The organism is Bisbaumannia salifodinae (assembly GCF_055388505.1).
The window spans coordinates 3,780,735-3,807,566 of the sequence record NZ_AP043781.1 but is presented as its reverse complement, the minus strand read 5'-3'; the positions used below and the strand labels follow the sequence as shown (position 1 = coordinate 3,807,566).

The 26,832-nt window shown below is 67.0% G+C and carries 27 protein-coding genes; 19 read left to right on the top strand and 8 right to left on the bottom strand.

The features are described 5' to 3' along the window. Positions 1-67: 67 nt before the first annotated feature. The 12 genes from ACZ5EF_RS17765 to ACZ5EF_RS17710 all read left to right on the top strand — a co-directional run bounded on the left by ACZ5EF_RS17765 (position 68) and on the right by ACZ5EF_RS17710 (position 9,929). Positions 68-1,180, top strand: coding sequence for an amidase (locus ACZ5EF_RS17765; protein ID WP_346061291.1), 1,113 nt, complete (start codon positions 68-70; stop codon positions 1,178-1,180). Between the two features lie 28 nt (positions 1,181-1,208). Further along, positions 1,209-2,354, top strand: a complete 1,146-nt coding sequence (locus ACZ5EF_RS17760; protein WP_346061292.1) for an acyl-CoA dehydrogenase family protein — start codon at positions 1,209-1,211, stop codon at positions 2,352-2,354. Positions 2,355-2,392: 38 nt separating this feature from the next. Beyond that, complete coding sequence (locus ACZ5EF_RS17755) at positions 2,393-2,737, top strand: IacB protein (RefSeq protein WP_346061293.1); 345 nt, start codon at positions 2,393-2,395, stop codon at positions 2,735-2,737. A gap of 57 nt (positions 2,738-2,794) precedes the next feature. Then, positions 2,795-4,084, top strand: coding sequence for an aromatic ring-hydroxylating oxygenase subunit alpha (locus ACZ5EF_RS17750; RefSeq protein ID WP_346061294.1), 1,290 nt, complete (start codon positions 2,795-2,797; stop codon positions 4,082-4,084). 5 nt (positions 4,085-4,089) lie between these two features. After that, positions 4,090-4,566 carry an aromatic-ring-hydroxylating dioxygenase subunit beta gene (locus ACZ5EF_RS17745; protein ID WP_346061295.1) on the top strand — a complete coding sequence of 159 codons (477 nt, stop codon included), beginning with the start codon at positions 4,090-4,092 and terminating at the stop codon, positions 4,564-4,566. 24 nt (positions 4,567-4,590) lie between these two features. After that, positions 4,591-5,334, top strand: a complete 744-nt coding sequence (locus tag ACZ5EF_RS17740; RefSeq protein ID WP_346061296.1) for an SDR family NAD(P)-dependent oxidoreductase — start codon at positions 4,591-4,593, stop codon at positions 5,332-5,334. A gap of 24 nt (positions 5,335-5,358) precedes the next feature. Next, complete coding sequence (locus ACZ5EF_RS17735; RefSeq protein ID WP_346061297.1) at positions 5,359-6,315, top strand: PDR/VanB family oxidoreductase; 957 nt, start codon at positions 5,359-5,361, stop codon at positions 6,313-6,315. Positions 6,316-6,326: 11 nt separating this feature from the next. Continuing rightward, on the top strand, positions 6,327-6,518 hold the full coding sequence (locus ACZ5EF_RS17730; RefSeq protein ID WP_195860902.1) for a 2-hydroxymuconate tautomerase: 192 nt from the start codon (positions 6,327-6,329) through the stop codon (positions 6,516-6,518). Positions 6,519-6,549: 31 nt separating this feature from the next. Next, positions 6,550-7,479, top strand: coding sequence for a flavin reductase (locus ACZ5EF_RS17725; RefSeq protein ID WP_346061298.1), 930 nt, complete (start codon positions 6,550-6,552; stop codon positions 7,477-7,479). A 75-nt stretch (positions 7,480-7,554) separates the two neighbouring features. After that, positions 7,555-8,124, top strand: coding sequence for a nuclear transport factor 2 family protein (locus tag ACZ5EF_RS17720; RefSeq protein ID WP_346061299.1), 570 nt, complete (start codon positions 7,555-7,557; stop codon positions 8,122-8,124). A gap of 70 nt (positions 8,125-8,194) precedes the next feature. Continuing rightward, positions 8,195-9,268 carry a hypothetical protein gene (locus ACZ5EF_RS17715; RefSeq protein WP_346061300.1) on the top strand — a complete coding sequence of 358 codons (1,074 nt, stop codon included), beginning with the start codon at positions 8,195-8,197 and terminating at the stop codon, positions 9,266-9,268. Between the two features lie 184 nt (positions 9,269-9,452). Next, positions 9,453-9,929 (top strand): MarR family winged helix-turn-helix transcriptional regulator, encoded by a 477-nt coding sequence (locus ACZ5EF_RS17710; protein WP_346061301.1) that lies wholly within the window; start codon positions 9,453-9,455, stop codon positions 9,927-9,929. 202 nt (positions 9,930-10,131) lie between these two features. Here the strand turns inward: ACZ5EF_RS17710 and ACZ5EF_RS17705 are convergent, their stop codons facing one another. Next, a complete protein-coding gene (locus ACZ5EF_RS17705) occupies positions 10,132-10,488 on the bottom strand; it encodes a hypothetical protein (RefSeq protein ID WP_346061302.1) in 357 nt (118 codons plus the stop codon). A gap of 125 nt (positions 10,489-10,613) precedes the next feature. Then, the gene (locus ACZ5EF_RS17700; protein ID WP_346061303.1) at positions 10,614-11,609 is read right to left on the bottom strand and encodes an LLM class flavin-dependent oxidoreductase; all 996 of its coding nucleotides are present in this window, start codon (positions 11,607-11,609) and stop codon (positions 10,614-10,616) included. A gap of 176 nt (positions 11,610-11,785) precedes the next feature. Here ACZ5EF_RS17700 and ACZ5EF_RS17695 point away from each other — a divergent pair, with 176 nt between their 5' ends. Next, positions 11,786-11,953, top strand: coding sequence for a hypothetical protein (locus tag ACZ5EF_RS17695; RefSeq protein ID WP_346061304.1), 168 nt, complete (start codon positions 11,786-11,788; stop codon positions 11,951-11,953). Positions 11,954-11,965: 12 nt separating this feature from the next. Further along, the gene (locus ACZ5EF_RS17690) at positions 11,966-12,709 is read left to right on the top strand and encodes a sulfite exporter TauE/SafE family protein (RefSeq protein WP_346061305.1); all 744 of its coding nucleotides are present in this window, start codon (positions 11,966-11,968) and stop codon (positions 12,707-12,709) included. Positions 12,710-12,785: 76 nt separating this feature from the next. On the opposite strand, the gene ACZ5EF_RS17685 is transcribed toward ACZ5EF_RS17690, so the two are convergent. The 6 genes from ACZ5EF_RS17685 to ACZ5EF_RS17660 form a co-directional block, all read right to left on the bottom strand. Then, positions 12,786-13,904, bottom strand: coding sequence for a carbohydrate porin (locus ACZ5EF_RS17685; RefSeq protein ID WP_346061306.1), 1,119 nt, complete (start codon positions 13,902-13,904; stop codon positions 12,786-12,788). A gap of 219 nt (positions 13,905-14,123) precedes the next feature. Then, on the bottom strand, positions 14,124-15,152 hold the full coding sequence (locus ACZ5EF_RS17680; RefSeq protein WP_251307941.1) for an ABC transporter permease: 1,029 nt from the start codon (positions 15,150-15,152) through the stop codon (positions 14,124-14,126). Positions 15,153-15,185: 33 nt separating this feature from the next. Continuing rightward, positions 15,186-16,730 (bottom strand): sugar ABC transporter ATP-binding protein, encoded by a 1,545-nt coding sequence (locus ACZ5EF_RS17675; protein WP_346061307.1) that lies wholly within the window; start codon positions 16,728-16,730, stop codon positions 15,186-15,188. Between the two features lie 52 nt (positions 16,731-16,782). Continuing rightward, a complete protein-coding gene (locus tag ACZ5EF_RS17670; protein ID WP_346061308.1) occupies positions 16,783-17,700 on the bottom strand; it encodes a sugar ABC transporter substrate-binding protein in 918 nt (305 codons plus the stop codon). Between the two features lie 247 nt (positions 17,701-17,947). Then, complete coding sequence (gene iolB, locus ACZ5EF_RS17665) at positions 17,948-18,751, bottom strand: 5-deoxy-glucuronate isomerase (protein ID WP_346061309.1); 804 nt, start codon at positions 18,749-18,751, stop codon at positions 17,948-17,950. Between the two features lie 45 nt (positions 18,752-18,796). Beyond that, complete coding sequence (locus ACZ5EF_RS17660) at positions 18,797-19,663, bottom strand: MurR/RpiR family transcriptional regulator (RefSeq protein ID WP_346061310.1); 867 nt, start codon at positions 19,661-19,663, stop codon at positions 18,797-18,799. Between the two features lie 330 nt (positions 19,664-19,993). Between ACZ5EF_RS17660 and ACZ5EF_RS17655 the strand changes: the two genes are divergently transcribed. The 5 genes from ACZ5EF_RS17655 (at position 19,994) to iolD (ending at position 26,817) form a co-directional block, all read left to right on the top strand. Then, on the top strand, positions 19,994-20,818 hold the full coding sequence (locus tag ACZ5EF_RS17655) for a TIM barrel protein (protein WP_346061311.1): 825 nt from the start codon (positions 19,994-19,996) through the stop codon (positions 20,816-20,818). A 29-nt stretch (positions 20,819-20,847) separates the two neighbouring features. Then, positions 20,848-21,747, top strand: a complete 900-nt coding sequence (locus ACZ5EF_RS17650) for a sugar phosphate isomerase/epimerase family protein (protein WP_346061312.1) — start codon at positions 20,848-20,850, stop codon at positions 21,745-21,747. A 12-nt stretch (positions 21,748-21,759) separates the two neighbouring features. Beyond that, positions 21,760-22,770, top strand: coding sequence for a bifunctional inositol 2-dehydrogenase/D-chiro-inositol 1-dehydrogenase (gene iolG / locus ACZ5EF_RS17645; protein ID WP_346061313.1), 1,011 nt, complete (start codon positions 21,760-21,762; stop codon positions 22,768-22,770). A gap of 249 nt (positions 22,771-23,019) precedes the next feature. After that, positions 23,020-24,936: a bifunctional 5-dehydro-2-deoxygluconokinase/5-dehydro-2-deoxyphosphogluconate aldolase gene (locus ACZ5EF_RS17640; protein ID WP_346061314.1), complete on the top strand. Its 1,917-nt coding sequence runs from the start codon at positions 23,020-23,022 to the stop codon at positions 24,934-24,936. Positions 24,937-24,966: 30 nt separating this feature from the next. Continuing rightward, positions 24,967-26,817, top strand: coding sequence for a 3D-(3,5/4)-trihydroxycyclohexane-1,2-dione acylhydrolase (decyclizing) (iolD, locus tag ACZ5EF_RS17635; protein ID WP_346061315.1), 1,851 nt, complete (start codon positions 24,967-24,969; stop codon positions 26,815-26,817). The last annotated feature ends 15 nt before the right edge of the window (positions 26,818-26,832 follow it).

The following is a 26,832-nucleotide window of genomic DNA, read 5'->3' as shown; positions in this document are numbered from 1 at the left end:
AGGGACTCGCCGATGCGTCGGATTATTTATTTGAAATTTCATGTGAAAAATAACTAAAGGCCGAGACATGACCTCTGTGATCGAAGCCCTCGCCCTGGGGCGAGGCCCCAAGCGGGTAGTGATCAAGGACACCATCGATATCGCCGGCTACCCGACCCGGGCCGGGTCGGCGGCCCTGGCCGAGGCGGCACCGGCCGAGCGCCATGCCGAGATCGTCGCGCGCACCCTGGCGGCGGGCTATCGCCTCGTCGGCAAGGCCAACCTCCACGAGCTGGCCTTCGGCATGACCGGTCTCAATGCCTGGACCGGCACCCCCGCGAATCCGCGCTTTCCCGAGCGGATTCCCGGTGGCTCCTCCAGCGGCTCGGCGGCGGCGGTGGCGGCGGGGCTGGCCGAGGTCGGCATCGGCACCGATACCGGCGGCTCGATTCGCCTGCCCGCGGCCTGCTGCGGCCTCTATGGCCTCAAGCCGAGCTTCGGACGCCTCGATCGTCGCGGCGTGATGCCGGCGCTCAGTAGCCTCGACTGCGTCGGACCCATCGCCGCCGACCTGGAGGAGCTGATCGCCTTTATGGCGGCGGTGGATCCCCAGTTCGTGGCGCCACGCGGCGGACCGCGACCGCGGCTGGGCTGGCTTCAGGTCGTCGCCGATGAGGCCGAACAGAGCGCGGTGGAGGAGTGTCTGTCCGCCTCGTCGCTGCCCACTTCGCCCGCTCGGCTCACGCTGCTGGATGAGGCCTATAAGGCGGCCATGGCGGTGATCAACCGCGAAACCTTCGACGCCTGCGCGGCCTGGCTAGATGACGACCGCCTGGGCGCCGATGTGGCCAAGCGGTTACGGGCGGCGGGGCAGACCACCGACGCCGAACTCCATGAGGCCGAGGCGGTGCGCCGTGGCTTCGCCGCCGAAGTCGATCGGCTGCTCGAGACCCACGACGTCCTGGCGTTGCCGACCCTGCCCCATGCCCCCCTGACCCGGGCGGCGGCGGAGGCCGGCGAGCAGGACCTGACGATTTCCGCGCTCTTGCGGCCCTTCAACCTCTCCGGACATCCCGCCCTGACGGTGCCACTGGCGCCCCGGGCCGGGCGGCCGGTGGCCATGCAACTGGTGGGGCGCCGCGGCGATGACGCCGCTATCTGCCGGGCCGCCAGCTATCTGGTGGATCCGGCCCGGGCCTGAGGCCCGGCTCAAACAATAGGAGATGCTTATGCAAAGCACCGTCGACAAGTCCCAGTGGGGCGGGGAAGCCCGCTTCGATGCGCTGCTCGAGTCCATCCGCCGGCGCCGCGAGGAGTTCGAGGCCCAGCGCCATATTTCCCAGGACATCATCGAGGAGTTCCAGGCCATCGGCGTCTATCGCGCCATGGTGCCGGCCGGCTACGGCGGCGACGAGAAGTCCCCCGCCGAGTTCCTGAAGATGGTCGAGGCGATCTCGGCGGCGGACGGTTCCGCCGGCTGGGTGGCCAGCTTCGGCATGAACCCCGCCTACCTGGCCGCGCTGCCCGAGGAGACGCTGAAGGAGGTATGGCGGGACTCCCCCGACGTGGTCTTCGCCGGCGGCATCTTCCCGCCCCAGCCCGCCGAGCGGGTCGATCGCGGCTTCCGCATCTCGGGACGCTGGAAGTTCGCCAGCGGCTGCATGGGCGCCTCCCTGTGCGGCGTGGGCATCCTGCCCGACGAGGAGGGCGCCCTGCCGCGCATGGCGGTGCTGCCCCGCGACCAGGTAGCGATCGACCCGACCTGGGACATGCTGGGCATGGTGGCCACCGGCAGCCATGACCTGGTGGTCGAGGACGCCTATGTGCCGGAGGCCTGGACCTTCGTGCGCGGCGGCAAGCCCACCGTGGACGCGCCCTTCTTCCGCTACCCCTCGCTCTCCTTCGCCGCCCAGGTTCTGGCGGTGACCACCCTGGGCCTGGCCCGGGAGGCGCTGGACGGCGTGCGCGCCATGGCCGGCGGGCGCAAGTCGGTCACCGGCGCCCCCAACCTGGGCGAGCGGGAGTACGCGCAGATCGCCCTCGGCAAGGCCGAGGCCAGGGTACGCGCCGCCCGCGCCTTCTTCTACGACAGCACCGAGGCCGCCTGGGCGGCCATCGAGGCCGGGGGCGAGCCGAGCCGCGAGCAGATCAACCTGCTGCGCCTCTCCACCACCCACCTGACCCAGGAGTGCGCCGAGGCGATTCGTGACGTCTACCGGATCAGCGGCATGACCGGGGCCGACAACGGCCACCCCCTGTCGCGAATCCTGCGCGATTCCCAGCTCTGCACCCAGCACGCCTTTATGGGCGAGATCACCTGGAAGAACGCCGGCGCCATCTTCTTCGGCCATGAGCCCCTGCCGGGCTACCTCTAAGCGACGTTGTCCACACCGACCCAACGGAGATCACCCCTATGCACCGCGTACTCTTCTGCATCGGCATCAACCAGAACTTCATGAACGCCCCCGTCGAGGAGGGCAAGCAGGTCTGGCAGGCCTTCAGCCAGATGATGCAGGGCATCGACGAGCTGCCCGGCGTCACCATCCTGGGAATCATGGATGACGACCGCATCATGGTCGGCCCGTCCGCCACCGCCCCCTGGACCGCCTACATCATGGCCGACGTGCCGGACTACGAGAGCGTCGTCGCCGCCTGCAACTTCTTCCGCACCACCCCGGTGGGCGACGGTACCTACAAGCTGTGGAAATACGCCCGCGTCGAGGCGCGCATCGGCCGCGAGCTGGTCGTCCCCGAATGAGTCCCGCCCGAGTGACCCGCCAACGGATGATTCGTCGTAACGCATGAGGACAGGACCATGACCCAATTGATCGATATCGAAAACGTGACCGCCGACCCCGGCCGCCTGGTGGAGGAGGGGCGGGTGGACAAGAGCCTCTACTCCGATCCCGCGATCTTCGCGCAGGAGCTGGAGCGGATCTTCAACTCGACCTGGGTGTGGGTGGCCCACGAGAGCGAGGTCGCCGAGGCCGGCGCCTACAAGACCGCCTTCGTCGGTCGCCAGCCGGTGATCGTCAGCCGCGACCGCAAGAAGAACATCCATGTGCTGCTCAACCGCTGCCGCCATCGCGGCGCCACCGTCTGCGAGGGCAAGCGGGGCAAGACCCGGGCCTTCACCTGCCCCTATCACGGCTGGGGTTACTCCCTGGATGGCGAGCTGCGCGCCATCCCCAAACCGGAGGAGTACGAGGGCGTCATCGACAAGCAGGAGCTGCCGCTGGAACGCCTGCGCCACGACTCCTACCAGGGGATGATCTTCGCCACCTTCAACGAGGAGGCCGAGCCGCTGGAGGCGTTCCTGGGCGGCGCGAAGAAGTGGATCGACCTGTTTATGAAGCAGTCCGGCGGCTACCCGCTGCAGGTGCTCGGCGATCACCGCTTCCGCTTCCCCGGCAACTGGAAGATCCAGCTGGAGAACACCACCGACGCCTACCACTTCCCCATCGTCCACAAGTCCTTTATCTCGTCGCTGGACGACCAGACCTCCGAGGTCTTCGACTTCCTCGACGGCGAGGGCTTCGTCGAGGACCTGGGCAATGGCCATAGCGTCATGGTGATGATCCCCGAGCTGGTCGACCTGGAGGCCAACCTGGACGACCCCATCCCCGAGCGCTTCGCGGAGCTGGCCGAGGCGCTGCGCGCCGAGGGGCATGACGAGGCCGAAGTCCGTCGCCTGGTGCGCGCCGTGGGCGGCACCGGCTTCAACCTCAACCTCTTCCCCAACGTGGCCTGCTCCATGGCCTTCTTCCGGGTGCTGACGCCGATCAGCGTCGACGAGACCGAGATCCACCACGTGGCCATCGGCGGCGCCGGGGCCCCGGCGCCCTTCAACCAGACGCGCATGCGCCTCCACGAGCACTTCCAGGGTCCCATGGGCTTCGGTACCCCCGATGACGCCGAGGGCTGGGAGCGGGTGCAGAAGGGCTCCCTGGCCGGCCCGGACGGCTGGATCCTGGTCAACCGCGGCCTCAAGCGCATGGCGCCCTCCGCCGACGGCAACCCGGCCGGCGCGGTCTGCTCCGAGACCGGCATGCGCGCCGCCTACCAGATGTGGAAACGACTGATGAGCGACGAGGCAGGGGAGTAACGACCATGGCAGACAGCATGTTTCAGCAGGCGATCGACTTCATCAACCGCGAGGCCGACCTGCTCGATCACAAGGCCTACGCCGACTGGCTGGGGCTCTGGGAGCGCGACGGCACCTACGTGGTGCCGGTGGATATCCACGCGACGGATTTCGCCAACACCCTCAACTTCGCCTACGACGATCACGCCATGCGCGAGATGCGGGTGGCGCGGCTGAAGAACGGCGAGTCGGTCTCCAGCGAGGCCCAGGAGGGCACGGTACGCAGCCTGTCGCGCTTCTGCCTGCTCGACGAGGACGAGGCGTCGATCCGGCTGCGCTGCGCCATGTTCCTCAGCGAGGTGCGCCTGGCCAAGCCGCTGCTCTATCCCGCCAACGTGGAGTATCGGCTGACCAAGACCGCCGAGGGGCTGCGCCTGCACACCAAGGTGGTGCGCCTGATCAACGCCGGCCATCACCTCAATACCGTCGCCTTTATTTTCTGAGGCCCATCACTCGAGGAGAGGCACATGCAACCGATCGCCGTGATCACCGGCGCGGCCCAGGGACTGGGCCGTGTTATCGCCGAGCAGCTGCTGGCGGATGGCTTTCGCGTGGCCATCACCGACCGCGACCGGGAGGGCGCCGAGCGCCTGGCTCGGGAGCTCGATCCCGAGGGCAGGCGTGCCCTGGCACTCGCGCTGGACGTGACCCGCAAGGAAGACTTCAGTGCGGCCCTTGATGCGGTGGAGGAACGCCTCGGCGCCCCCACCGCCCTGGTCAATAACGCCGCCATGACCCCGACGACGCCGGTGATGGAGATCACCCCGGAGGAGTTCGACGCCGTGGTGGCCATCAACCTGCGTGGCACCTTCTTCGGCTGCCAGGTGTTCGGCGACTACTTCGCCGGCCGCGGCTACGGGCGCATCGTCAATATCGCCTCCCTGGCGGGGCAGAACGGCGGCACCGCCTCCGGCGCCCACTATGCCGCCAGCAAGGGCGCCATCCTGACCCTGACCAAGGTCTTCGCCGGCCAGCTGGCGGCGGCCAATGTCACCGTCAATGCGGTGGCCCCGGGCCCCCTGGACCTGCCGTCGGTGCGCGCCGCGGTGCCCGCCGACAAGCTGGCGAGCATCGTCGAGCGGGTGATTCCGGTCAAGCGGCTGGGTAACCCGGCCTTCGTGGCCACCACCGTGGCGCGGCTGCTGGGCGACGAGGCCGACTTCGTCACCGGGGCGGCCTGGGACATCAACGGCGGCATCCATATGCGCTAGCCACCCGGCGGCGAGGAGCGAACCATGACACAAGAGACCCTGACCCTGAGCGTCGCCCGGCGTCGCGACCACACCGACGAGATCGCGGTGCTCGAGCTGGTCGCCGCCGACGGCTCCCCCCTGCCGCCCTTCGAGGCGGGGGCCCATATCGACCTGCACCTGGGCGAAGGCCTGGTGCGCCAGTACTCCCTGAGCAATGCCCCCGTCCAGGGCGATCGCTATCGCCTGGGGGTGCTCAAGGACCCCGACTCCCGGGGCGGCTCCCGGGCGGTGCACGAGCGCCTCCACGAGGGCGTCGAGGTCACGGCCAGCGCGCCGCGCAACCACTTCCCCCTGGACGATTCGGCGGGGCACAGCCTGCTGGTGGGCGGCGGCATCGGCATCACCCCGATGATCGCCATGGCCCATGCCCTCCAGGCCGCCGGCCGCTCCTTCGAGCTTCACTACTGCTGTCGCTCCCGCGACAAGGCCGCCTTCCTGGAGGAGCTCGAGGGCACCTTCGGCGCGGCCCTGGTACTGCACTGCGACGACCAGGGGCCGGCGCAGCGCCTGGATATCGCCTCGCTGCTCGCCGCCCAGGGCGACGACGCCCACCTCTATGTCTGTGGTCCCTCGGGCTTCATGGACTGGGTGATCGGCACCGCCAAGGAAGGTGGTCTGTCCTCCGAGCGGGTGCACTTCGAGTACTTCAACGCCGAGGTCGACACCAGCGGCGGCGCCTTCGAGGTGGAGGCCGCGGCCAGCGGCGTCACGGTGCGGGTGGAGGAGGGCATGTCCATCGCCCAGGCGCTCAAGGCCGCCGGGGTCAAGGTGGACGTCTCCTGCGAGGAGGGGGTCTGCGGCACCTGCATCTGCGATGTGCTGGAAGGCACCCCCGACCACCGCGACCACTTCCTCAACGACGAGGAGAAGGCCGACAACGACCAGATGGCGGTGTGCTGCTCGCGGGCCAAGAGCGAGCGCCTGGTCATCGATCTCTAGGAGGAACAGCCATGCCCACCGTTCACGTTTACATGATGTCGGGACGCACCCAGACCCAGAAGGAGACCCTGATCCGCCGGGTGACCGATGCCGTCATGACGTCCGTCGATGCCCCCGAGGAGAACGTGCGGGTGATCATCAGCGAGATTCCCAAGGGCGACTACGGCATCGCCGGCACCACCGGCGAGAAGCTGGGGCGCTAAAGACAACTACGACTGTGCTGGAGGATGCCAGATGAGCCTTGATACGAGAGATTTCCGCCGCGCCCTGGGCAAGTTCGCCACCGGGGTCACGGTGGTCACCACCCGGGATGGTAATGGTGAAAACTTCGGCGTGACCGCCAGCAGTTTCAACACGGTGTCGATGGATCCGCCGCTGATCCTGTGGAGCATCGACAAGGGCGCCTACAGCCTGGCCGCCTATCGGGATGCCGACCACTTCGTGGTCAATGTGCTGGGCAACGACCAGGTCGAGATCTCCAACCGTTTCGCGAGCCGCGGCGAGGACAAGTTCGCCGGGATCGGCATCGAAGAGGGGGTTGGTGGCGTCGCCAAGGTGAAGAACGCCGCGGCGCACTTCGAGTGCCGCACCTGGAACGTCTACGAGGGCGGCGATCACCTGATCATCGTCGGCGAGGTGGTGCGCTATGCCTACCGGGACGCGGGCAGCGCCCTGGTCTTCCATAACGGCCGCTACGCGGTACCCGAGCCGCATCCCATGCTGCTGCCCGTGGACGAGCAGGGGGCCCTGGATGGTCGCCTGGGCAAGCACCTGCTCTACCTGATGCGCCAGGCCCTCGCCGCCTATCGCGGCGATTTCTATCCGCGGCTCGGCAGCCTGGGCGTCAACGACAAGGAGTGGCGGGTGTTGACCCTGCTGGCGGATCGCGGGCCCCTGGCGGCCGAGGTCCTGGCCCGCCGCGTGGCCCAGCCCCTGGCGGATCTCGAGGACACCCTGAGCGGGCTCCGGGAGCGTTCCCTGGCGGAAACCGACGACGAGAACCGCATCACGCTGCGCGAAGCGGGCCAGGCGCTGGCGCTGCGCCTGCTGGCCATGGCCGACGACTATGAGCGCCGGTTGCTCGAAGGACTCGAGCCCGCCGAGGTCGACACCCTCAAGGCGGGGCTGGGCCGGGTGATCGAGCGCTTGGGAGCCCCGCACTAAGAGGTACTCGCTTGCTGCCCCTCACGCCGGAGGCGCAGTGCCCCTATTTCATCGAGAAGATAAGGAGAGCCACCGATGCCGGAAGTATCGAATGCCGATCTGCAGGCGCTGATCACGCGTATCGAGACGCTGGAGGCCGAGGCCGAAATCCGCCGGCTCCAGGCACGCTATATGTTCCTGTGCGATACGCCGCTTCCCGAGTATGGCGTCAAGGATGATGCCGAGCGTATCGACGCGATCATGGCGCTTTATAGCGAAGACGCCGTCTGGGAAGGGGTCGGCGACTATTACGACAACCAGTTCGGTCGCCTCGAGGGCGCGGCCGCCATTCGCCGCCATTTCGAGAACTTCTGGGGCCAGAAGCGCGACCCTGAGCTGCTCTTGAACGTGCACTACCTGACCTCCGAGCAGATCCATGTCGATGGCGATACGGCGGAGGGGCAGTGGGTGCATTGCCAGCCGTGGATCTTCTCCGATGGCTCCTCGCTGCTGCGCTCGTCGCGGCTGAACAATGCCTTCCGCCGCGAGCCGGACGGTCGCTGGAGGATCACCCGGACCCGCACCGAGAACGTCTTCGTGGCGCCACTGGCCCGCGGCTGGGCGGAGGACTTCGCCAGGACTTCGGTCTTGATGAAGCCGGCCTAGTCGCTACCTCGATTGATGCTTCCCCGAAGCATGGCAACCCAAGTACGACAACAAGACGGAGATCGAAAAGATGATGAACAAGAAAAAACTCGCTTTGGCGATGGCGCTGGCTGGTGTGTCGGCTGTCTCGGCTCAGGCCTATGCCCTGGACCTGGGCGAGTTCAATGGCGCCCGATTCAGCGTGGGCGGGTACGTCAAGGGCGAGGGAATCTTCAACGACCCCGACGGTGGTGATAGCGACTTCGACGCCAGTGCCCGTCAGTCACGGCTTAATTTCCGGGTCGATCGGGAGGTCGAGGGGCACGATGTCACGGCCTTCGTGGAGGGCGACTTCTGGGACAATGCGACGGATACCAGTGACAAGAGCTATGCCATGCGTTTGCGTCATGCCTATATCCAGGTCGACAACCTGACGATCGGCCAGACCTGGTCGGGGCAGTTCTTCGCCAATGCGCCCTTCGATGTCGAGATTCTCGACTTCTATGGCACCGGTATCGGTACCGTTTCCGGCAGCGGCGCGGTCGTCCGCCCCGACCTGGTCGTGCACTACACCACGGGCGGTTTCCGTTTCAGCCTTCAGGACCCGGTCAATCAGGAGGCCGATTTCCCGGATCTGGTGGCGGCCTATACGCATCGCACCGAGGCTGGGCATGCCTTCAATGTCGCCGTGACCGGGCGGGAGGTGGAGACCGGCGTGGACGATTCCGAGTTTGGGGCCGCGTTCTCCCTGGCGGCGAAATTCAATTTCGGCGATACCGCGCTTGCCCTGAGCGGCTACACGGGGGAGGGCAACAACGTCTACTCCGGGTGGGGCTATAACGGCGCGACCGCCCCGGCCACCATCGCCTCGAGGGGGGAGGTCAACGACACGGGCGACCTGGTCTCGACCACGGGCCTCTCGGCGGGGGTGAGCCACCGCTTCGGTGAGCGGCTGCGCGGCAATCTGCGCTATGCCCAGGTGGAGGCGGATGAGGTGTCCCCCGGTATTGCCGATGACACCCTGGAAACCATGAATGTCAATCTGATCTATACGTATTTGCCGGGCCTGGATTTCGGCATCGAATGGCGGGATCGCAATGCGCTGACCATGCCGCTGCGTCCGGCAGGGCAACAGGTGGAGCTGATGGCGATGTACAAGTTCTAGAAGGAGGCCGCCGCCTCCTCGGCTGTGGCGTGTTTCGATCGTGAGGTTAATTTCGGCGAACCATCGACGCGATGGTTCGCCTTTTTTGTTCGCGGAGGCCCTTCTTTCGTCACGCTCGTCGGCTGCTGGAAGCGGGGGGCACATGCTAGAATAATCAACTATTTCTTCGCGACGGCACGGGCCCATGGCTGACAAGGACGCACTCTCCCCCTCCTTCTTCCCCCTCTCCGAGGAATTTCGTTCCAAGGATTATCCTTTCTACTGGGTCGCTCGCCTGAACGCCAGGTACAGTGCCGATATGGATGCCCTACTCAAGCCCAAGGGGCTGAGCTCCTCCAAGTGGCGGGTACTGATGATCCTGCATGAGCATGGCCGGCTCAGCATGTCGGATATCGCCATCCATACCGTGGCCAAGCTTTCGACGATCACCAAGATCGTCTACAAGATGCAGGAGGCCGAGCTGGTGGTGACGGCCCCCTCCGCCGAGGATCGCCGCGTCACCGAGGTGACCCTGACCGAGCAGGGCGAGGCGCAACTGGAAGTGGCCCGCGAGCTTACCCACCGCCTGGTGGAGAAGGCCTTCCACGGGCTGGATGCCGAGGAGATCGTGACCCTGAACCGCTGCCTGGGGAAAATCTTCAATAACCTGAAATCGATCTAGCCGTTAGTCACTCGCTATGGGGGCGATGGGGCTTATGAATTGGCCCGATGATCGGGTGGGGCGCTAGGGTGAGAGGCGTCTGGTCGCCCGCCAGGCACACCCTTGCATCGTTCCGAGATGCATCCCAAGCATTACCCGTCTAGCTCTCGTGTCCCCCGCGGGAGCTTTTTTATGGTGGTGGGGGAAGTCGGCGGAGAGAGGCTCAGTGGCGACGCTCGTCGTCCTGTTCCGATTTCACCTCATAGTGGCCTTCCAGGGTCTCGTGACGACCCTGGGGCTCGCGGTAGTCGCCGCCCACGTCCTGGGCCTGGTCGGCGCGCATCTGCTCCATGCGTTTCTTGAGGCGGTAGCGCAGCAGTGGCATCAGGGCCCAGCCCAGCAGCAGGAAGACCAGGCCCAGCACCAGGGCGACGACCATCATCACGCCGAACAGCAGCCAGATCAGCAGCAGCTTGAGGGTGCCCAGCAGGCCCTGGGGGCGCGTCTGGCGGGCGCGGGCCTGCCACTGGCGGGCGGCCTGCCAGGCCGGGTTGTGGCGCGGGTCATTGGGGTCGGTCATGGATCTCTCCGTGGTCTCGAGAGCCTCTTCAAGGGCTCCCCTGGATGACTGCCCCTTGGAGGGCATTCACCGCCAATCGTTCCGGTCAGGCTAGCATAGCCGGTGATTCGAGGCTGGCGGGGGCATCATCGGTTCCTGGCCTCGGCGACCAGGCGATAGCTGGCCAGGCGATCCTCGGCGCTGTAGACGTCGGTATTGATCATCAGCTCGTCGGCGCCGGTGGCCTCCAGGAAGGCCTCCAGCTCGTCGCGTACCGTCTCGGGGCCGCCGATGATGGCGGCGCCCAGGAACTGCTCCACCTGGGCGCGCTCCGGCGGCGTCCAGTCGAGTTCCTCCACCGGTGGCTGGGAGAAGGTGCGCCGGCCACGGATCAGGTTGAGGAACTTCTGCTGGGCACTGGTGGCCAGGTAGTGGGCCAGGGCATCGCTCTCGGCGGCGATCACCGGCAGCCCCACCAGGGCATAGGGAGCATCTAGCTGCGGCGAGGGTTGGAAGGCCTCCCGGTAGCAGCGCAGGGCCTCGAACAGGTAGCCCGGGGCGAACTGGGCGGCGAAGGCGAAGGGCAGCCCCAGGCGCCCGGCCAGGCGGGCGCTGTAGTCGCTGGAGCCGAGCAGCCAGATCGGTACTCGGGTGCCCTGACCGGGAATGGCACGCACCCGCTGGTTGGGGGCGGCCTCGTCCAGGTAGCCGCGCAGTTCCTCGAGGCGCGCCGGGAAGTCGTCGACCCCGGCCCGGGGATCCCGGCCCAGGGCCGCCACGGTGGCGCCGTCGGTGCCCGGGGCGCGGCCCAGGCCCAGGTCGATGCGCCCGGGGTAGAGGGTCTCCAGGGTGCCGAACTGCTCGGCGACCACCAGAGGCGCATGGTTGGGCAGCATGATGCCGCCGCTGCCCACCCGTAGCTTTGAGGTGGCGCCGGCCACATGGCCGATCAGTACCGCCGTGGCGGCACTGGCGATGCCCTCCAGGTTATGGTGCTCCGCCAGCCAGTAGCGGGTGAAGCCCAGCGCCTCGGCCTGGCGGGCCAGTTGCGCCGTCTCGCGGAAGCTGTCGGCGATGCTGCCGCCCTGGCGCACCGGGGCCAGGTCGAGCACCGAGAGGGGAGTCGAGGCGAGTCGAGACATGGTAGACACCGCAGTAAATAGTTAGCTTGCTCGCTATCATCCCGGGGCATAAGGCGCTTTGCAATGGGGACGGGCTATCGCCGCGATAGGCGAGGCGGGGCGTTGGCGCCTCGCCGTTGGTGGGGGGACGAATTGCGCTTATGATGAAAGTCCGTGCAATTCCATAACAGGCCCCCATGTCTCCACGCCGACCCAGTCGCGGCGCCACCCGCCGCCCCCGTCCCGGCCAGCGCCTGAAGTTCGAATGCTGGCTCGACCGCTGGCTGGATCGCGCCGTGGATATCGCCGTGCTCACCGCCCTGGCGGTGGGCCTCGCCGCCCTGCTATTGACCCTGCTGCGCTGAAAAGGACCTTCGATGCTGCCCGACTACTCCTGGCTCGCCTGGGGCCTGATCGTGCTCTCCACCTTCCTCACCGGGGTCTCCAAGGGTGGCTTCGCCGGGGGCTTCGGCACCCTCTCGGTGCCCTTGATGGCGCTGGCCATCGGTCCCATCGAGGCGGCCGGCCTGCTGCTGCCGCTGCTGCTGGTAATGGACGGCTTCACCGTCAAGGCCTGGTGGGGGCGCCATGACGGCGCCGAGGTGCGCCGCCTGCTGCCCGGGCTCGCCCTGGGTGTGGTGATCGGCACCCTGCTGGCCGGCAGCCTCGACGAGGACGGCGTGCGCCTCTTGCTGGGCATCCTCTCGCTGCTGTTCGCCGCCTATATGCTGCTGCGCCCGGCGGCGGGGCGGCCCATCTCGCCGCGCTGGGCCCTGCCCGCCGGCGCCGGCTGCGGCTTCACCAGTTTCCTGGCCCATGCCGGGGCGCCGCCGCTGAATCTCTATCTGGTGCCGCGGCGGCTCGCCAAGGAGACCTTTATCGCCACCAGCGCCATCGCCTTCGCCGCGGTCAACCTGATCAAGCTGCCCCCCTACCTGTGGCTCGGCGAGATCAACCTGACCAGCGCCTGGGCCTCGCTGGCGCTGGTGCCGGTGGCCTGGGCCGGGGTCAAGAGTGGCCTGTGGCTGCAGCACCGGGTCAGCGAGGCGCTCTTCTATCGGCTGGTGATCGTCGCCATGGTGATCGTCGGCGTGCAGTTGCTGATCAAGGCGCTGGGCTGAGCCCTGGCGCCATAGGTCCGAGTGCAAAAAGCCCCGCGGAGGCGGGGCAAGAGGACACACGAGCGAGGGGCGGGGTTCAGAAGTGGTACTTGAACCTCAGGCGGCCGCCGTAGCGGTCGGCGTCGTCCAGGTCGTCGATCTCCTCGTGATCGACCCGGCTATAGAAGGCGCCGAGGTAGAGGTCGAAATTCTCGATGCCAATCGCATCGGGAAAGCGGTAGGAGGCATAGAGCGTATCCACCGTGTATTCGCCCGGTTCGGTCAGGGTCCCCATGGCCCCGGGCTTGACCTCGTCAATCTCGTTGTGGGCATGGATATAGCCCAGGCCGGCGTTGCCCCAGAGCGCGTTGAGGCCCAGGGTCAGGTTGTCCTCCTGATGGGCATCCAGGTAAGCCAGGTTGGCGTTGACCGACCAGTCGCCGGCGGCGTAGGAGAGGCGCGTGCCGTAGCCGGTGCGGTCGCTGATATCCTCGCCGCGTTCGTCGACCAGGGCATCGTCGACCAGGTTGGTTTCCGCCCCCACGGCCAGCGTCCAGGGGCCGGGGGTCCAGGCCAGCACCGGACGCACGATAAAGGAGTTCTTGCTCTCCTCGAGTGCGAAGCCATGGTAGGTGCCGCCGTTGTTGCCGTTCTCGAAGAGGTCGGTGCGATCCCCGAACAGGGTGGCGAGCTCGGCATAGAGGTCGCCGCTGCGCTGGCTGAGCAGCACCTGGCCCGAGTTCCCGGCGCGACCGCGGCCCTCCTTGGCCTGATAGACATAGCCCTGGCCATCGGCATAGAGGCCATCCGAGGTGTCGCCGCTGTAGCCGACGAAGACGTCCTGGCCCAGGGGGAAGAGGTCGAAGGCCTCGAAGCGGCCGATCTTGAGCTCCAGGCCGCCGGGGTTGCCCAGGGCCAGCCAGGCATCATCCAGGCCGAAGCCGCCGTCGGTCTGGATCAGCGGCTGCGTCTTGAAGCGCGCGTAATTTCCCGTGGCGCTGGTGCGCTCGCCGCTCACGTCGAGCAGGATGCGCCCGGTCTGGTTGTACTCGTCGCTGGTGTCGATCTCGTCGTCGGTGAAAATGGGGCCCGACTGGGTGTTGTAGGAATTGATATCGAGTTCCACATCGCCGCCGAAGCTAAGTCGGCCCTGCTCGTTTTCCAGGGTGATGCCGGCGAAGGCCGGGGCGGTGGCGGCGAGGGCGAAGGATCCCATCAAGGTTGTTATTGAAGTCTTCACTGCATTCCTCATGTCATCGTTGTTGTGTTGGCGAGTTAGCGTGGGTGTTGCTGGCTTGCGTGACTGGGGCGGTGACCTCCCTGTGGCTAATGGGCAAGGCGTGGCCCTTGGCCGAGGCGAAGGCCTCGGTCAGGCGGGCGTTGACTGGCGAGAAAGGGAGCCGCACCGGAGTCTTCCGGCGCGGCGGTGTCAGGCTTAGACGGTCTTGTTGCGCTTGCGCTGGCGGTATTGGTCGATCACCACGGCGGCGACGATGATGGCGCCCTTGACGATGTCCTGGTAGTAGGCATCGACGCCCAGGAAGGTGAAGCCCGAGAGCATCACGCCGAGGATCAGGGCGCCGATCACGGTGCCGGCGATGCGGCCCACGCCGCCGGCCAGGCTGGTGCCGCCGATCACCGCCGCGGCGATGGCATCGAGCTCATACATCAGGCCCATGCCGGCCTGGCCGGTACCGGCCCGGGCCGAGGCTACCACCCCGGCCAGGCCGGCGAGCAGGCCGGCGATGGTGTAGACCAGCACCAGGTGCCGGCGCACATTGATGCCGGAGACCCGGGCGGCCTGGGGGTTGGCGCCGATGGCGTAGGTGTACTTGCCGTAGCGGGTGTACTTCAGGGCGATATGGAAGAACACCGCCACGGCGAGGAAGATGATCACCGGGTTGGCGCCGGAGCCGATCCAGGTGAACTGCTCGGTGAGCATGCTGACCGGCTGGCCGTCGGTGTAGGCGCGGGCCATGCCCCGGGCGCTGACCATCATGCCCAGGGTGGCGATAAAGGGCGGGATCACCGCGAAGGCGATCAGGGCACCGTTGACCAACCCCGCCAGGGCCCCGACCAGCAGGCCGGCGAGTAGCGGGAAGACCCAGGGCAGGTCGGTCAGCGCCGGGTAGACGGCGCGCAGGTACTCCGACTGCTGGGCCAGGCTGGCGGTCACCATGGCGGTCAGGGCCAGTACCGATCCCGAGGAGAGGTCGATGCCTCCGGTGATGATCACCTGGGTCACGCCGATGGCGATGATGCCGATGATCGACATCTGCAGGATCATGATCAGCAGGCGGCGCGGGTTCATCAGGAAGGAGTCGCCGCGGATCGCCCAGCCGAGGACCTCGAACAGCACGGCGATGCCGATCAGCACCAGGAAGATACTGACCTCGGTAGGGATCTTGCGCTTACGCTTCTTGGGCGCTTCGAGTGGCGTATTGGTGTCGGTTGTTGTCGTCATTGTCTTTACCCTTGGCTGTCTTGGTGTGTCGGCTCAGGCATCCGCCGGTGTCAGGGGGGTGGAGGCCAGCTCCATGATGTTCACCTGGTTGGCCTCGGCCCGGTCGAGAACGCCGGTGACCCTGCCCTCGTGCATCACCAGGATGCGGTCGCTCATGCCCAGCACCTCGGGCAGCTCCGAGGAGATCATGATCACCGCCACACCCTGGCCGGCGAGCTTGCTGATCAGCTTGTGGATCTCGGCCTTGGCGCCGACGTCGATACCGCGGGTCGGCTCGTCGAGGATCAGGATCCGCGGCTGGGTCATCAGCCAGCGGCCGATCAGCACCTTCTGCTGATTGCCGCCGGAGAGGTTGCCGATACGCTCGTCGAGGCTCGGCGTCTTGACCCGCAGCAGGGCCTTCATGGTGTCGCACTCATGATCGAGGCGGCCCTGCTCGACGAAGGGGCCCCGGGTGTAGCCGTCGCGCAGCACGGCCATCTCCATGTTTTCGATCACCGACAGGCCGAGGAACAGGCCGGTCTCCTTGCGGTCCTCGGTGAGCAGCGCCAGGCCACGCAGCATGGCCTGGTGGGGCGAGGAGGTCACCGTCTCCTCGCCGTCGATGGCGATGCTGCCGCCGCTGGCCGGGGTGACGCCGAACAGGGTCTCGGCGACATTGGTGCGCCCGGAACCCACCAGGCCGGCGATGCCCAGGATCTCGCCGGCGCGCAGATCGAAGCTGACGTTCTCAAAGACGCCCTCCAGGCTGAGGTCCTTGACCGAGAGCACCACCTCGCCGATGGGTACCTCCTGCTTGGGGAACATCTGAGTGACCTCGCGGCCCACCATCAACTGGATGATCTTGTCGGAGTCGAGTTCGCTGGCCGGGGCGGCGTGGATAAATTGGCCATCGCGGAACACCGAGATGTCGTCGGCGATCTCGAAGACCTCATCCATCTTGTGGGTGATATAGATGATTCCCTTACCCTGGGCGCGCAGGTCATTGATGATGCGGAACAGGTGTTCCACCTCGCGGTCGGTGAGCGCCGAGGTGGGCTCGTCCATGATCAGCACGTCGGACTCATAGGAGACCGCCTTGGCGATCTCGATCATCTGGCGTTCCGCCACGCTGAGGCGACGCACCTCGGTCTCCGGGTCCATGTCGATGCCCAGGCGTTCGAAGAGCGCCTCGGTCATCCGCAGCATGCGCGGGTGATCGACCAGGCCGAAGGCATTGAGGGGTTCGCGGCGAATCCAGATATTCTCGGCGATGGTCATGAAGGGCATCAGGTTGAGTTCCTGATGGATCATGGCGATGCCTGCCTCCAGGGCATCCAGCGGGCCCTTGAGGTCTAGCGGTCGGCCATGCAGGCGCACCTCGCCCTGGTCGGGGATATAGACCCCGGCGATGATCTTCATCAGGGTCGACTTGCCGGCACCGTTCTCGCCCATCAGGGCATGCACGGTGCCCGGGCGAATCTTGAGCCGGACATTGTCCAGGGCGACCACGCCGGGGAAGGTCTTGCGGGCATCGACCACCTCGAGCAGATACTCGGCGGCGTCCACGGTCGGGGCTTCGGCAATCATCGTAGCCATGGGGGAGACTCCTGAGGCGATGAGGGCCCGCCAACCGGCGGGCCCGCGAGCATCAATTGGTGAGGAAGTCGTCGAGGTTGTCGGGGGTCACCAACTGGAAGGGCACCATATTGATGCTTTCCACCGGCTCACCATTGGCCAGGTCGATGGCGACCTCGACGGCGCCGCCGCCCTGGCCGACCGGATCCTGGAAGACGCTGACCGCCAGCTCGCCGCGCTGCATGGCGTCCAGGGCATCGCGGGTGGCATCGATACCGCCCACCAGGATGTCAGCGGGGGAGATGCCGGACTGCTTCATGGCGATCAGGGCACCGAGGGCCATCTCGTCGTTATTGGCGGCGATGGCGTCGATCCGCTCGCCACCGACGATCCAGTTATTCATCAGGTCGATGGCCTCGGTGCGCTGGTAGTCGGCGGTCTGCATGTCGACCAGCTCCAGGCCCGGGTAGGCGTCGAAGACCGATTCGACCCCGGCGGTACGCTCGTGGGTGGCGCTGGAGGAGAGCTCGCCGAGCATCACCGCCACGCGCCCCTCGCCGCCGAGCCTCTCGGCCAGGGCCTGCATCTGCAGCTCGCCGGCCACCCGCTGTTCGGAACCGACGAAGGCCACACCCTCGTGATCCATGTCGTCGCCCTCGGGCTGGCGGTTGACATAGACCAGGGGAATGCCGCTCTCCACCGCGGCCTGGGTCATCATGCTGGTGGCGGCGGTATCCACCGGGTTGATGATGATGGCGTCGACCCCCTGGGCGGCCAGGCTCTGGGTCTGGCTGAGCTGGCGGCCGATATCCCCCTGGGCATCCAGGAACTGGATGTCCCAGCCCTGGCTCTCGGCCTCGGCCTGCATGGCATTGCGCATGCTGGTCAGGAAGTTGTCGTCGAAGTAGGCCACCGAGACGCCGATGGTCTGAGCCATGGCGCTGGTGGAGCAGAGGGTGGCAAGGGCGGCGCCGAGTAGCAGGCGTTTCATAGTGAGTCTCCATTGCGTGTCGTTGTGGTTATTGCCAGCGGGGCTGGTGAAAGGAGCAGGTTTTCCATCGAAACCCTGTTATGGAATTTAGATTCCATTTGGGCATTTTGCAAAAATATTATTCTATACTTTGGTATAAATAGAATTATTGTTCCGTTTTTGGCCGCCGCGCCGACCGCCCGTTCGGGCATAAAAAAGCCCCGCATTGAGCGGGGCGAAGAGACGTCTGACCTGGATCAGGGGACGATCACTGCTTGACGATCCATTCGTGAGCCGGGTCGTTCTGGAATTTCCAGTTCCGCTTGGGGCCGGCCATCACATTGAGGTAGTAGAGCTCGTAGCCGTGGGGGGTGCCCACCGGATGGTAGCCTCGGGGCACCATCACGCAGCAGCCATTCTCCACCGCCATGGTCTCGTCCAGGCTGCGATCATCGGTGTAGACCCGCTGGAAGGCGAAGCCCTGGGCGGGGTTGAGGCGGTGGTAGTAGGTCTCCTCGAGGATCGACTCCTCGGGCAGGTTGTCCACGTCGTGCTTGTGGGGCGGATAGCTGGACCAGTTGCCCGCCGGGGTATAGACCTCCACCACCAGCAGGCCGTCCGCCGGCTCGGTCTCCGGTAGGATGTCCTGGATATGCCGGGTGTTGGTGCCGCTGCCCCGGGTGCTGCGCTTGATCTGATCCGGGGCGATCAGCCGCGGCGCGTGATTGCCGTGGCCGGGGGCGCTGCACACCGCCAGCTCCATGTCGGTGGTGGCCTCGACGCCATAGCTCACGCCGTCGGGGAGGTAGACGGCGTAGGGCGGGACCTTCTCGAAGATATCCATGCGCTGGCCGATGTCCTCCCAGCGCTGCTCGCCGCAGCTCACGGTGGCGCGGCCGCTCAGCAGCACCAGGCAGTGCTCGCGGCCCTCGGTATTGGCCTCCAGCCGCTGGCCCTTGGCCAGTTGGTGGACGCGGAAGCCCACGTGCTCCCAGCCGGCGGATTGCGGGGTGACTTCCAGCACCTTGCCCTGGGCGTCGGGGTGCTGGGGACGAACGAGGAGTGAGGTCATGGAATGCCCTCCTGAAACGGTTGCGAAATGGGTGACGTGGCGGCGTCAGCGGACGGCGGGGGAGTCGTTGCCGTCGTCGATGCCATCTCGTGCCTTGTCCTGACGCACCCCCAGGGCGATGGCCAGGGTCTGGGTCAGGCACAGCGAGGCGGTCAGGCCGCGGAAGCTCTTGACCTCGGCCTCGTGCACCACCAGCGAGACGTCGGCCAGCCGGGCCAGGGGGCTCAAGCTGGAATCGGTGATCACCACCAGCGGCAGGCCCCGCGCCTTGGCCTCCTCCGCCGCCTCCCGGGACTCCTGGGCATAGGGCGAGAAGCTCACCACCATCAGCGCATCCCGGTCGCCCATGGACTTGAGCTGCTCCAGGTGCATGCCCCCCAGGCCGCTGACCAGTTGGGTGCGCTTGTCCACGTGTTGCAGCGCATAGGCCATATAGCTAGCTACCACGAAGCTGCGCCGGGCCCCCATCACATGGACGATCTCCGCCTTCTCGAAGATGTCCAGGGCCTGCTCCAGGTGGCGGGGGTCGATGCGCCCCGGCAACTGGTCGAGCACCTCCCGGTTGGCCTCGGCGAACTCCCACAGCAGCTCGGTGCTGTCCGGCGTCTCGCCGGTGGCGGTGCGCACGGCGCGAATCCGCTCGGTGTAGTTGGGCAGCTCGTCCACCAGGCGCGCGCGGAACAGCTGCTGCATCTCCGAGAAGCCCTTGAAGCCGAAGCTGTTGGCGAAGCGGATCAGGGTCGAGGGGGTGACCCCGGCCTGGTCGGCCAGCTTGGCCACGGTGGCGAAGGCCACCTCCTGGGGGTGGTCGAGCAGGAAGCGGGCGGTCTGCTGCAGGCGCCGGCTCAGCGCCGGGTAGTCCGCGGTGATGCGCGCTTCCAGGGTGGTGAAGTCCTGTGGGGTCTGATTCATGGTGTCCGCCTTGCCGATGACTGGTCAGCGTCCGGGTGTCGGTATGCTCACACCCTAGCACCTTGGGAATAAAAATTCCATTGAAACGTTAGTATAGAATGCCGGGTCTGGCAATGGCCTCCCTGGGCGCCTCGGGCGCTCCGTGGCCTTCGTCTTTGGTCGTAGATGATCGGGGTGGAATCGCGGAGAGCCGCGCCACGCCTGGGATGCCGGCGGACCGGCGGGTGATAAAATGAAATATTCAGTCTGTTGATGAAGTGGAATAATTGTTCTAGTCTTCGGGCAGACCACAACAACCACGACAATCACGCCCTCAACCCGGAGGCCGCCATGGCTCAAACCAACGTGAAGTTCGCCCTCAACCATATGGTCTGCCCGCGCTGGACGCCACTGCAACTGATCGAGATCGCCGCCGAAATGGGGGTGGGCGCGGTGGAGCTGCGCAACGACGTGGGCGACAACAGCCTGACTGATCGGCAACAGGCCCAGGCCGCCGGCCGCCGGGCCCGGGAGCTGGGCATCGAGGTGCTCAGCCTCAACGCCCTCTATCCTTTCAATATCTGGAACGAGGAACGCGCCGCCCAGGCCGAGGCCATGGCCGAACTGCTCGCCGCCGCCGGCGGTCACGGCCTGGTGCTCTGCCCGCTGGTGGATGGCGACGATGACGCCTCTCCCGAACAGTGCCGCGCCCGGCTGGAGCAGGCGCTGACCGCCCTGGACGCCATCCTCGGGCGCCATGACCTCAAGGGCTTCGTCGAGCCGCTGGGCTTCCCGATCTCTACCCTGCGCACCAAGGCCGAGGCGGTGCAGACCATCCGCGAGCTGGGGCTGGCGTCGCGCTTCGGCCTGGTCCACGACACCTTCCACCACCAGGGCGCCGGCGAGCGCGAGTTCTTCGCCGAACGCACGGGGCTGGTGCATATCTCCGGCGTCGAGGACCCGGCCGTCGGCTTCGAGGCGATGCTCGATCCCCACCGCCTGCTGGTGGGCGAGGACGACCGCCTCGACAACCTCGGCCAGATCCGCCGGCTGCTGGAGGAGGGCTATCAGGGCTATCTCTCCTTCGAGCCCTTCGCCGACTCGGTGCACGCCGCCGAGGACCCGGTGGCCGAGCTGCGCCGGAGCATGGATTTCGTGCGCGCCGGCCTCGCCTGAGCCGCCCCAGAACCCAGGAGGATGACCCCATGAAGATCGCCCTCGATCCGCATATGCATCGCCACCTCTCCCTGCCGGAGATCTGTCGACTCACCAAGGAGCTCGGCTACGACTATGTCGAGCTCTCGCCGCGCCCCGACTTCATGGTCTGGTGGACCCGGCCGCGCACCTATCCCGCCGCCGTCCAGGCCTTCAAGAAGGCCATGCGCGAGCACGACGTCGGCCTGGCCACCATGCAGCCCATGTACCGCTGGTCCAGCCCCTACCGGGACGAGTGGGAAATGGCCATGGACAACTGGAAGCGCATCATCGAGGTGGCGGTGGAGCTGGAGTGCGACACCCTGATCTCCGAGTTCGGTCGCGGCGGTTCCGTGGAGCGCTCCCAGGCCGACCGCCAGGGCATCCACACCCCCGAGGCCTGCGAGAACGCCTTCTGGCGCTCCATGGACGTGCTGGTGCCGATCCTCGAGCGCGAGGGCCTGACCCTGAGCGTCGAGCCTCACCCGGAGGACTGGATCGAGACCATGGAACCGGCGGTGGAGATCATCAAGACCATCGATTCCCCGTCGGTGAAGTGCTCCTATATCGCGCCGCACTGCTTCTACTACGGCGATGACATGGCCGAGACCATTCGCGCCACCCAGGGCGAGCTGGTGCATGCCCGGGTCGCCGACACCTTCAACCACAAGGCCTCCTCCCAGCTGCGCTATATCGTCAACCCGCCGGGCTCCGAGGCCCGGGTGCACCAGCACCTGGACATCGGCGAGGGCGAGATCGACTGGGACGTCTTCTTCAAGACCCTGCACGAGGTGGGCTTCGATGGGGTGCTCTCCAGCTGCGTCTTCGGCTGGGAGGAGCGGGCCGTGGAGTCGTCCCGCTTCATGCGCCAGGAGATTCAGCGTTACGTCGACAAGTACTGGAACCAGTAAAAGGACAACACCATGACAGTCAGAATCGGAGTCATCGGCACCGGCATGATCGGCGAGGAGCACGCCCGCCGTATCACCCAGCAGCTCACCGGCGGCGAGATCGTCGCCGTCACCGACGTCAACCAGGAGCAGGCCCGGGCCGTGGTCGATCGCCTGGGCCTCGAGGCTAAGGTCTACGAGGACGGCCAGGCGCTGATCCAGGCCGCCGACGTGGATGCGGTGCTGGTCACCTCCTGGGGGCCGACCCACGAGGAGTACGTGCTGGGCGCCATCGCCGCCGGCAAGGCGGTGTTCTGCGAGAAGCCGCTGGCCACTACCGCCGAGGGTTGCCGGCATATCATCGACGCCGAGATCGAGGCCGGCCGCCGCCTGGTGCAGGTGGGCTTTATGCGCCGCTACGACAGCGGCTACCGGATGATGAAGGACGCCATCGACGGCGGTCAGCTGGGTGAGGCGCTGATGGTGCACGCCGCCCACCGCAACCCCGAGGTGCCGGAGCGCTATGTCACCCCCATGGCGATCCACGACACCCTGATCCACGAGCTGGACACCTTCCGCTGGCTGCTCGACGACGACTACCAGAGTGCCCAGGTGGTCTTCCCGCGCAAGACCCGCCATGCCCATGACCAGGTCGCCGACCCGCAGATCGTCATGCTGGAGACGGTGAAGGGCGTGCGCATCGACGTGGAGGTGTTCGTCAACTGCCGCTATGGCTACGACATCCAGTGCGACGTGGTGGGCGAGGAGGGCATCGCCCGGTTGCCCGAGCCCCAGAGCCTGCAGTTCCGCCAGGCCGGGCGGCTCTCCAACGAGATCCTCCAGGACTGGAAGCAGCGTTTCAGCGAGGCCTTCGACGTGGAGCTCCAGGCCTTTATCGACGGCGTGGCCGCCGGGCGCATCGAGGGGCCCTCCTCCTGGGACGGCTATGCCGCGGCCATCGCCGGGGACGTCTGCGTCAAGGCCCAGGAGAGCGGCGCCATCGAGGCCATCGAGATGCCCGAGCGTCCCGCCTTCTACGGCTGAGCGGCAGCGACATGGGTGTGTGGACAGCCCCGGACCCGGTAGGGACCGGGGCTGTCCTGTTTCGGGATAGGGGGGGGCCGGCATGCGACTAAAGAAGAGCGAATCATCCTTTCCATTTATTGAATGGATGGAATCTTCGTTCTAAAGTAAATTCCAAGTGGAACACATAGACCGGCATCTTCACCCATCACCGACCGGCCGAGCCGCGCGAGCGGGGCTCGGGACTGGCCAAGCCTAGGATGCGAGCCCATGACTGACACCAAGACCCTCGACCTGATCTGCCTGGGACGCGCCGCCGTCGACCTCTACGGCGAGCAGATCGGTAGCCGCCTGGAGGACATGAGCGGCTTCGCCAAGTACCTCGGCGGTTCCTCCGGCAATATCGCCTATGGCACCGCCCGCATGGGGCTCAAGAGCGCCATGCTGACCCGGGTGGGCGACGAGCATATGGGGCGCTTCGTGCGCGAGGAGCTGGCCCGGGCCGGCGTCGACACCGGCCATGTGATCACCGACCCCGAGCGCCTCACCGGCCTGGTGCTGCTGGGTATCAAGGATCGCGACACCTTCCCGCTGATCTTCTACCGCCACGACTGCGCCGACATGGCCCTCGAGGCCGATGACGTCGACCCGGCCTTTATCGCCTCCAGCCGGGCGCTGCTGATCACCGGCACCCACTTCTCCACCGAGCGGACCCACCAGGCCAGCAAGACCGCCATCGAGTACGCCAAGGCCGCCGGCACCCAGGTGATCCTGGATATCGACTACCGCCCGGTGCTCTGGGGCCTGACCGGCCTGGGCGACGGCGAGACCCGCTTTATCTCCGATGAAGGCGTCAGCCGCCACCTGCAGACCATCCTGCCCGACCTGGACCTGGTGGTGGGCACCGAGGAGGAGGTGCATATCGCCGGCGGCAGCACCGACACCATCGCCGCCCTGAAGACGATCCGCGAGCTCACCGACGCCACCATCGTGCTCAAGCTGGGCGCCCAGGGCTGCACCGTGCTGGACGGCGCCATCCCCGACAGCGAGGCCGACTTCGAGGTGCATACCGGCGTCAAGGTCGAGGTGCTCAATGTGCTGGGGGCCGGCGACGCCTTTATGAGCGGCTTCCTGCGCGGCTGGCTGAACGGCGAGTCCCACGAACGCAGCTGCGCCTATGCCAACGCCTGCGGCGCCCTGGTGGTCTCCCGCCACGGCTGCGCCCCGGCCATCCCCAGTGCCGAGGAGCTCGACGACTACCTGGCCCGGGCCGCGTCGATCCCGCGTCCGGACCTGGACGCGCGACTCAACCACCTGCATCGGGTCACCACCCAGCGCAGCGCCACCGAGTGGCAGGACCTGTGCATCCTGGCCTTCGACCACCGCAAGCAGCTGTTCGACATGGCTCGGGAGGCGGGCGCCGCCCCCCAGCGCATCAAGACCCTGAAGCGCCTGCTGGTGCAGGCCACCGAGCGCGGCGCCGAGCGCCTGGGGGCGAGCCAGGTGGGGGTGCTGATCGACGACACCTATGGCCAGGACGCCCTCAACGACGTCACCGGCCGCGGCTGGTGGATCGGCCGCCCGGTGGAGCTGCCCAGCTCCCGGCCCATCGAGCTGGAGGGCGGTCGCGATATCGGCAGCCGCCTGAAGAGTTGGCCCCGGGAGCATATCGTCAAGTGCCTGGTGTTCTTCCATCCCCAGGATGGCGTCGAGCTGCGTCGCGCCCAGGAGCGCCAGGTGCTGGAGCTCTACCGGGCCTGCTGCGCCTCCGGGCACGAGCTGCTGCTGGAGATCATCCCGCCCCGCGACATGGCCAGCGACGACGACACCTACCTCCACACCATGCAGCGCATCTACAACCTGGGGGTGCAGCCCGACTGGTGGAAGCTGCCGCCCCAGACCCCGGCCGCCTGGCGACGCATCACCGAGCTGCTCGCCGAGCGCGCGCCCCACTGCCGCGGCGTGGTGATGCTGGGCCTGGACGCGCCGGCCGAGGAGCTCAAGCAGGGCTTTATGGACAGCGCCGGCGTCGAGGTCTGCAAGGGCTTCGCGGTGGGGCGCACCATCTTCGGCGAGCCGAGCCGCAAGTGGTTGCGCGGCGATTACGACGACGAGCAACTGATCCAGGCCGTGCTGGCCAACTATCTGGAACTGGTGGAAACCTGGCAGGCGCGCCAGCGCGCCTGATCCCGTAACGCGCCTTTGAAGGGTAAGACTATGAGCACCATTCGACTCACCATGGCCCAGGCCGTCGTCCGCTACATGATGGCCCAGAAGGTTGAACTCGACGGCGAGATCCAGCCGCTCTTCCCCGGGGTCTGGGCGATCTTCGGCCACGGCAACGTGGCCGGCCTGGGCGAGGCCCTCTACCAGGCCCGCGAGACCCTGCCCACCTACCGGGCCCATAACGAGCAGGGCATGGCCCACGCCGCCATCGCCTACGCCAAGACGCTCAATCGCCGCCAGGTGATGGCCTGTACCGCCTCGGCGGGGCCGGGCTCCACCAATATGGTCACCGCCGCCGCCGTGGCCCACGTCAACCGTCTGCCGGTGCTCTTCCTGCCGGGGGACACCTTCGCCACCCGCCTGCCCGACCCGGTGCTGCAGCAGGTGGAGAATTTCCATGACCACACCCTGACCTCCAACGACTGCTTCAAGCCGGTGAGCCGCTTCTTCGATCGCATCACCCGCCCCGAGCAGCTGCTCACCTCGCTGCCCCAGGCGGTGCGGGTGCTCACCGACCCGGTGGAGTGTGGCCCGGTCACCCTGGCGCTGCCCCAGGACATCCAGACCTTCGCCTACGACTATCCGGCGCACTTCTTCGCCGAGCGGGTGCATCGGCCGCGGCGTCAGGCCGCCGACCGTCGCGAACTCGAGGAGGCCATCGCCCTGATCCGCCAGGCGAAGAAGCCGCTGGTGATCGCCGGGGGCGGCGCCCACTACGCCGACGCCCTGGCCGAGTTCGAGGCCTTCGTCTCCGCCTGCCGGCTGCCGGTGGGCGAGACCCAGGCCGGCAAGGGGGCCCTGCCCTGGGACCATCAGCAGAACCTGGGCACCATCGGCGTCACCGGTGGGGCGGCGGCCAATGCGCTGGCCGCCGAGGCCGACCTGATCATCGCCGTGGGCACCCGCCTGGGCGACTTCGCCTCCGGTTCCCGGGCCCTGATCAATCCCGAGGCGAAGCTGCTCTCCGTCAACGTCGCCTCCTTCGATGCGGTCAAGCACAAGGGCCAGGCCCTGGTGGGCGATGCCAAGCTCAGCCTGCCGGAGCTCAGCGCCGGCCTCGACGGCTGGTGCCCCGAGGGCGCCTGGATCGAGCAGGCCGCCGCGCTGCGCGCCGACTGGAACCAGACCGTGGAGCGGGTCACCGCCGACCGCGGCAGCGCCTTGCCCTGCGACGCCGAGGTGGTGGGGGCGGTCAACCGCGCCGCCGGCGAGCGCGACATCGTGGTGTGCGCCGCCGGCGGCCTGCCCGGGGAGCTGCAGAAGCTGTGGCGCACCCGCTTCCACCGCGGCTACCACCTGGAGTACGGCTACTCCTGCATGGGCTACGAGCTGGCCGGCGGCCTGGGCGCCAAGATGGCGATGCCCGACTCCGAGGTCTTCGTGATGGTCGGCGACGGCTCCTACCTGATGCTCAACTCCGAGATCGCCACCTCGGTGATGCTGGGCCACAAGATCATCGCCGTGGTGCTCGACAATCGCGGCTACGGCTGTATCCACCGCCTGCAGCAGTTCTGCGGCGGCCCCGGCTTCAACAACCTGCTCGACGACTGCCTCACCGTGGAGGGCGGCGCGCCCAAGACCGACTTCGCCGCCCATGCCGCAGCGCTCGGCGCGAAGGCCGAACGGGTCGGCAATATCCAGGAGCTGGAGGCGGCCCTGGAGCGTGCCAAGGCCTCCGAGGTGAGCTACGTGATCGCCATCGACACCGATGCCCTGGCCGATACCCAGGACGGCGGCGCCTGGTGGGACGTGGCGGTGCCCGAGGTCTCGGAGCGTCCCGAGGTCAATGAGGCCCGCAAGCGCTACGAGGCCTATAAGGCCCGTCAATTTAAAAATCTCTAACTCTCGACCCCATCA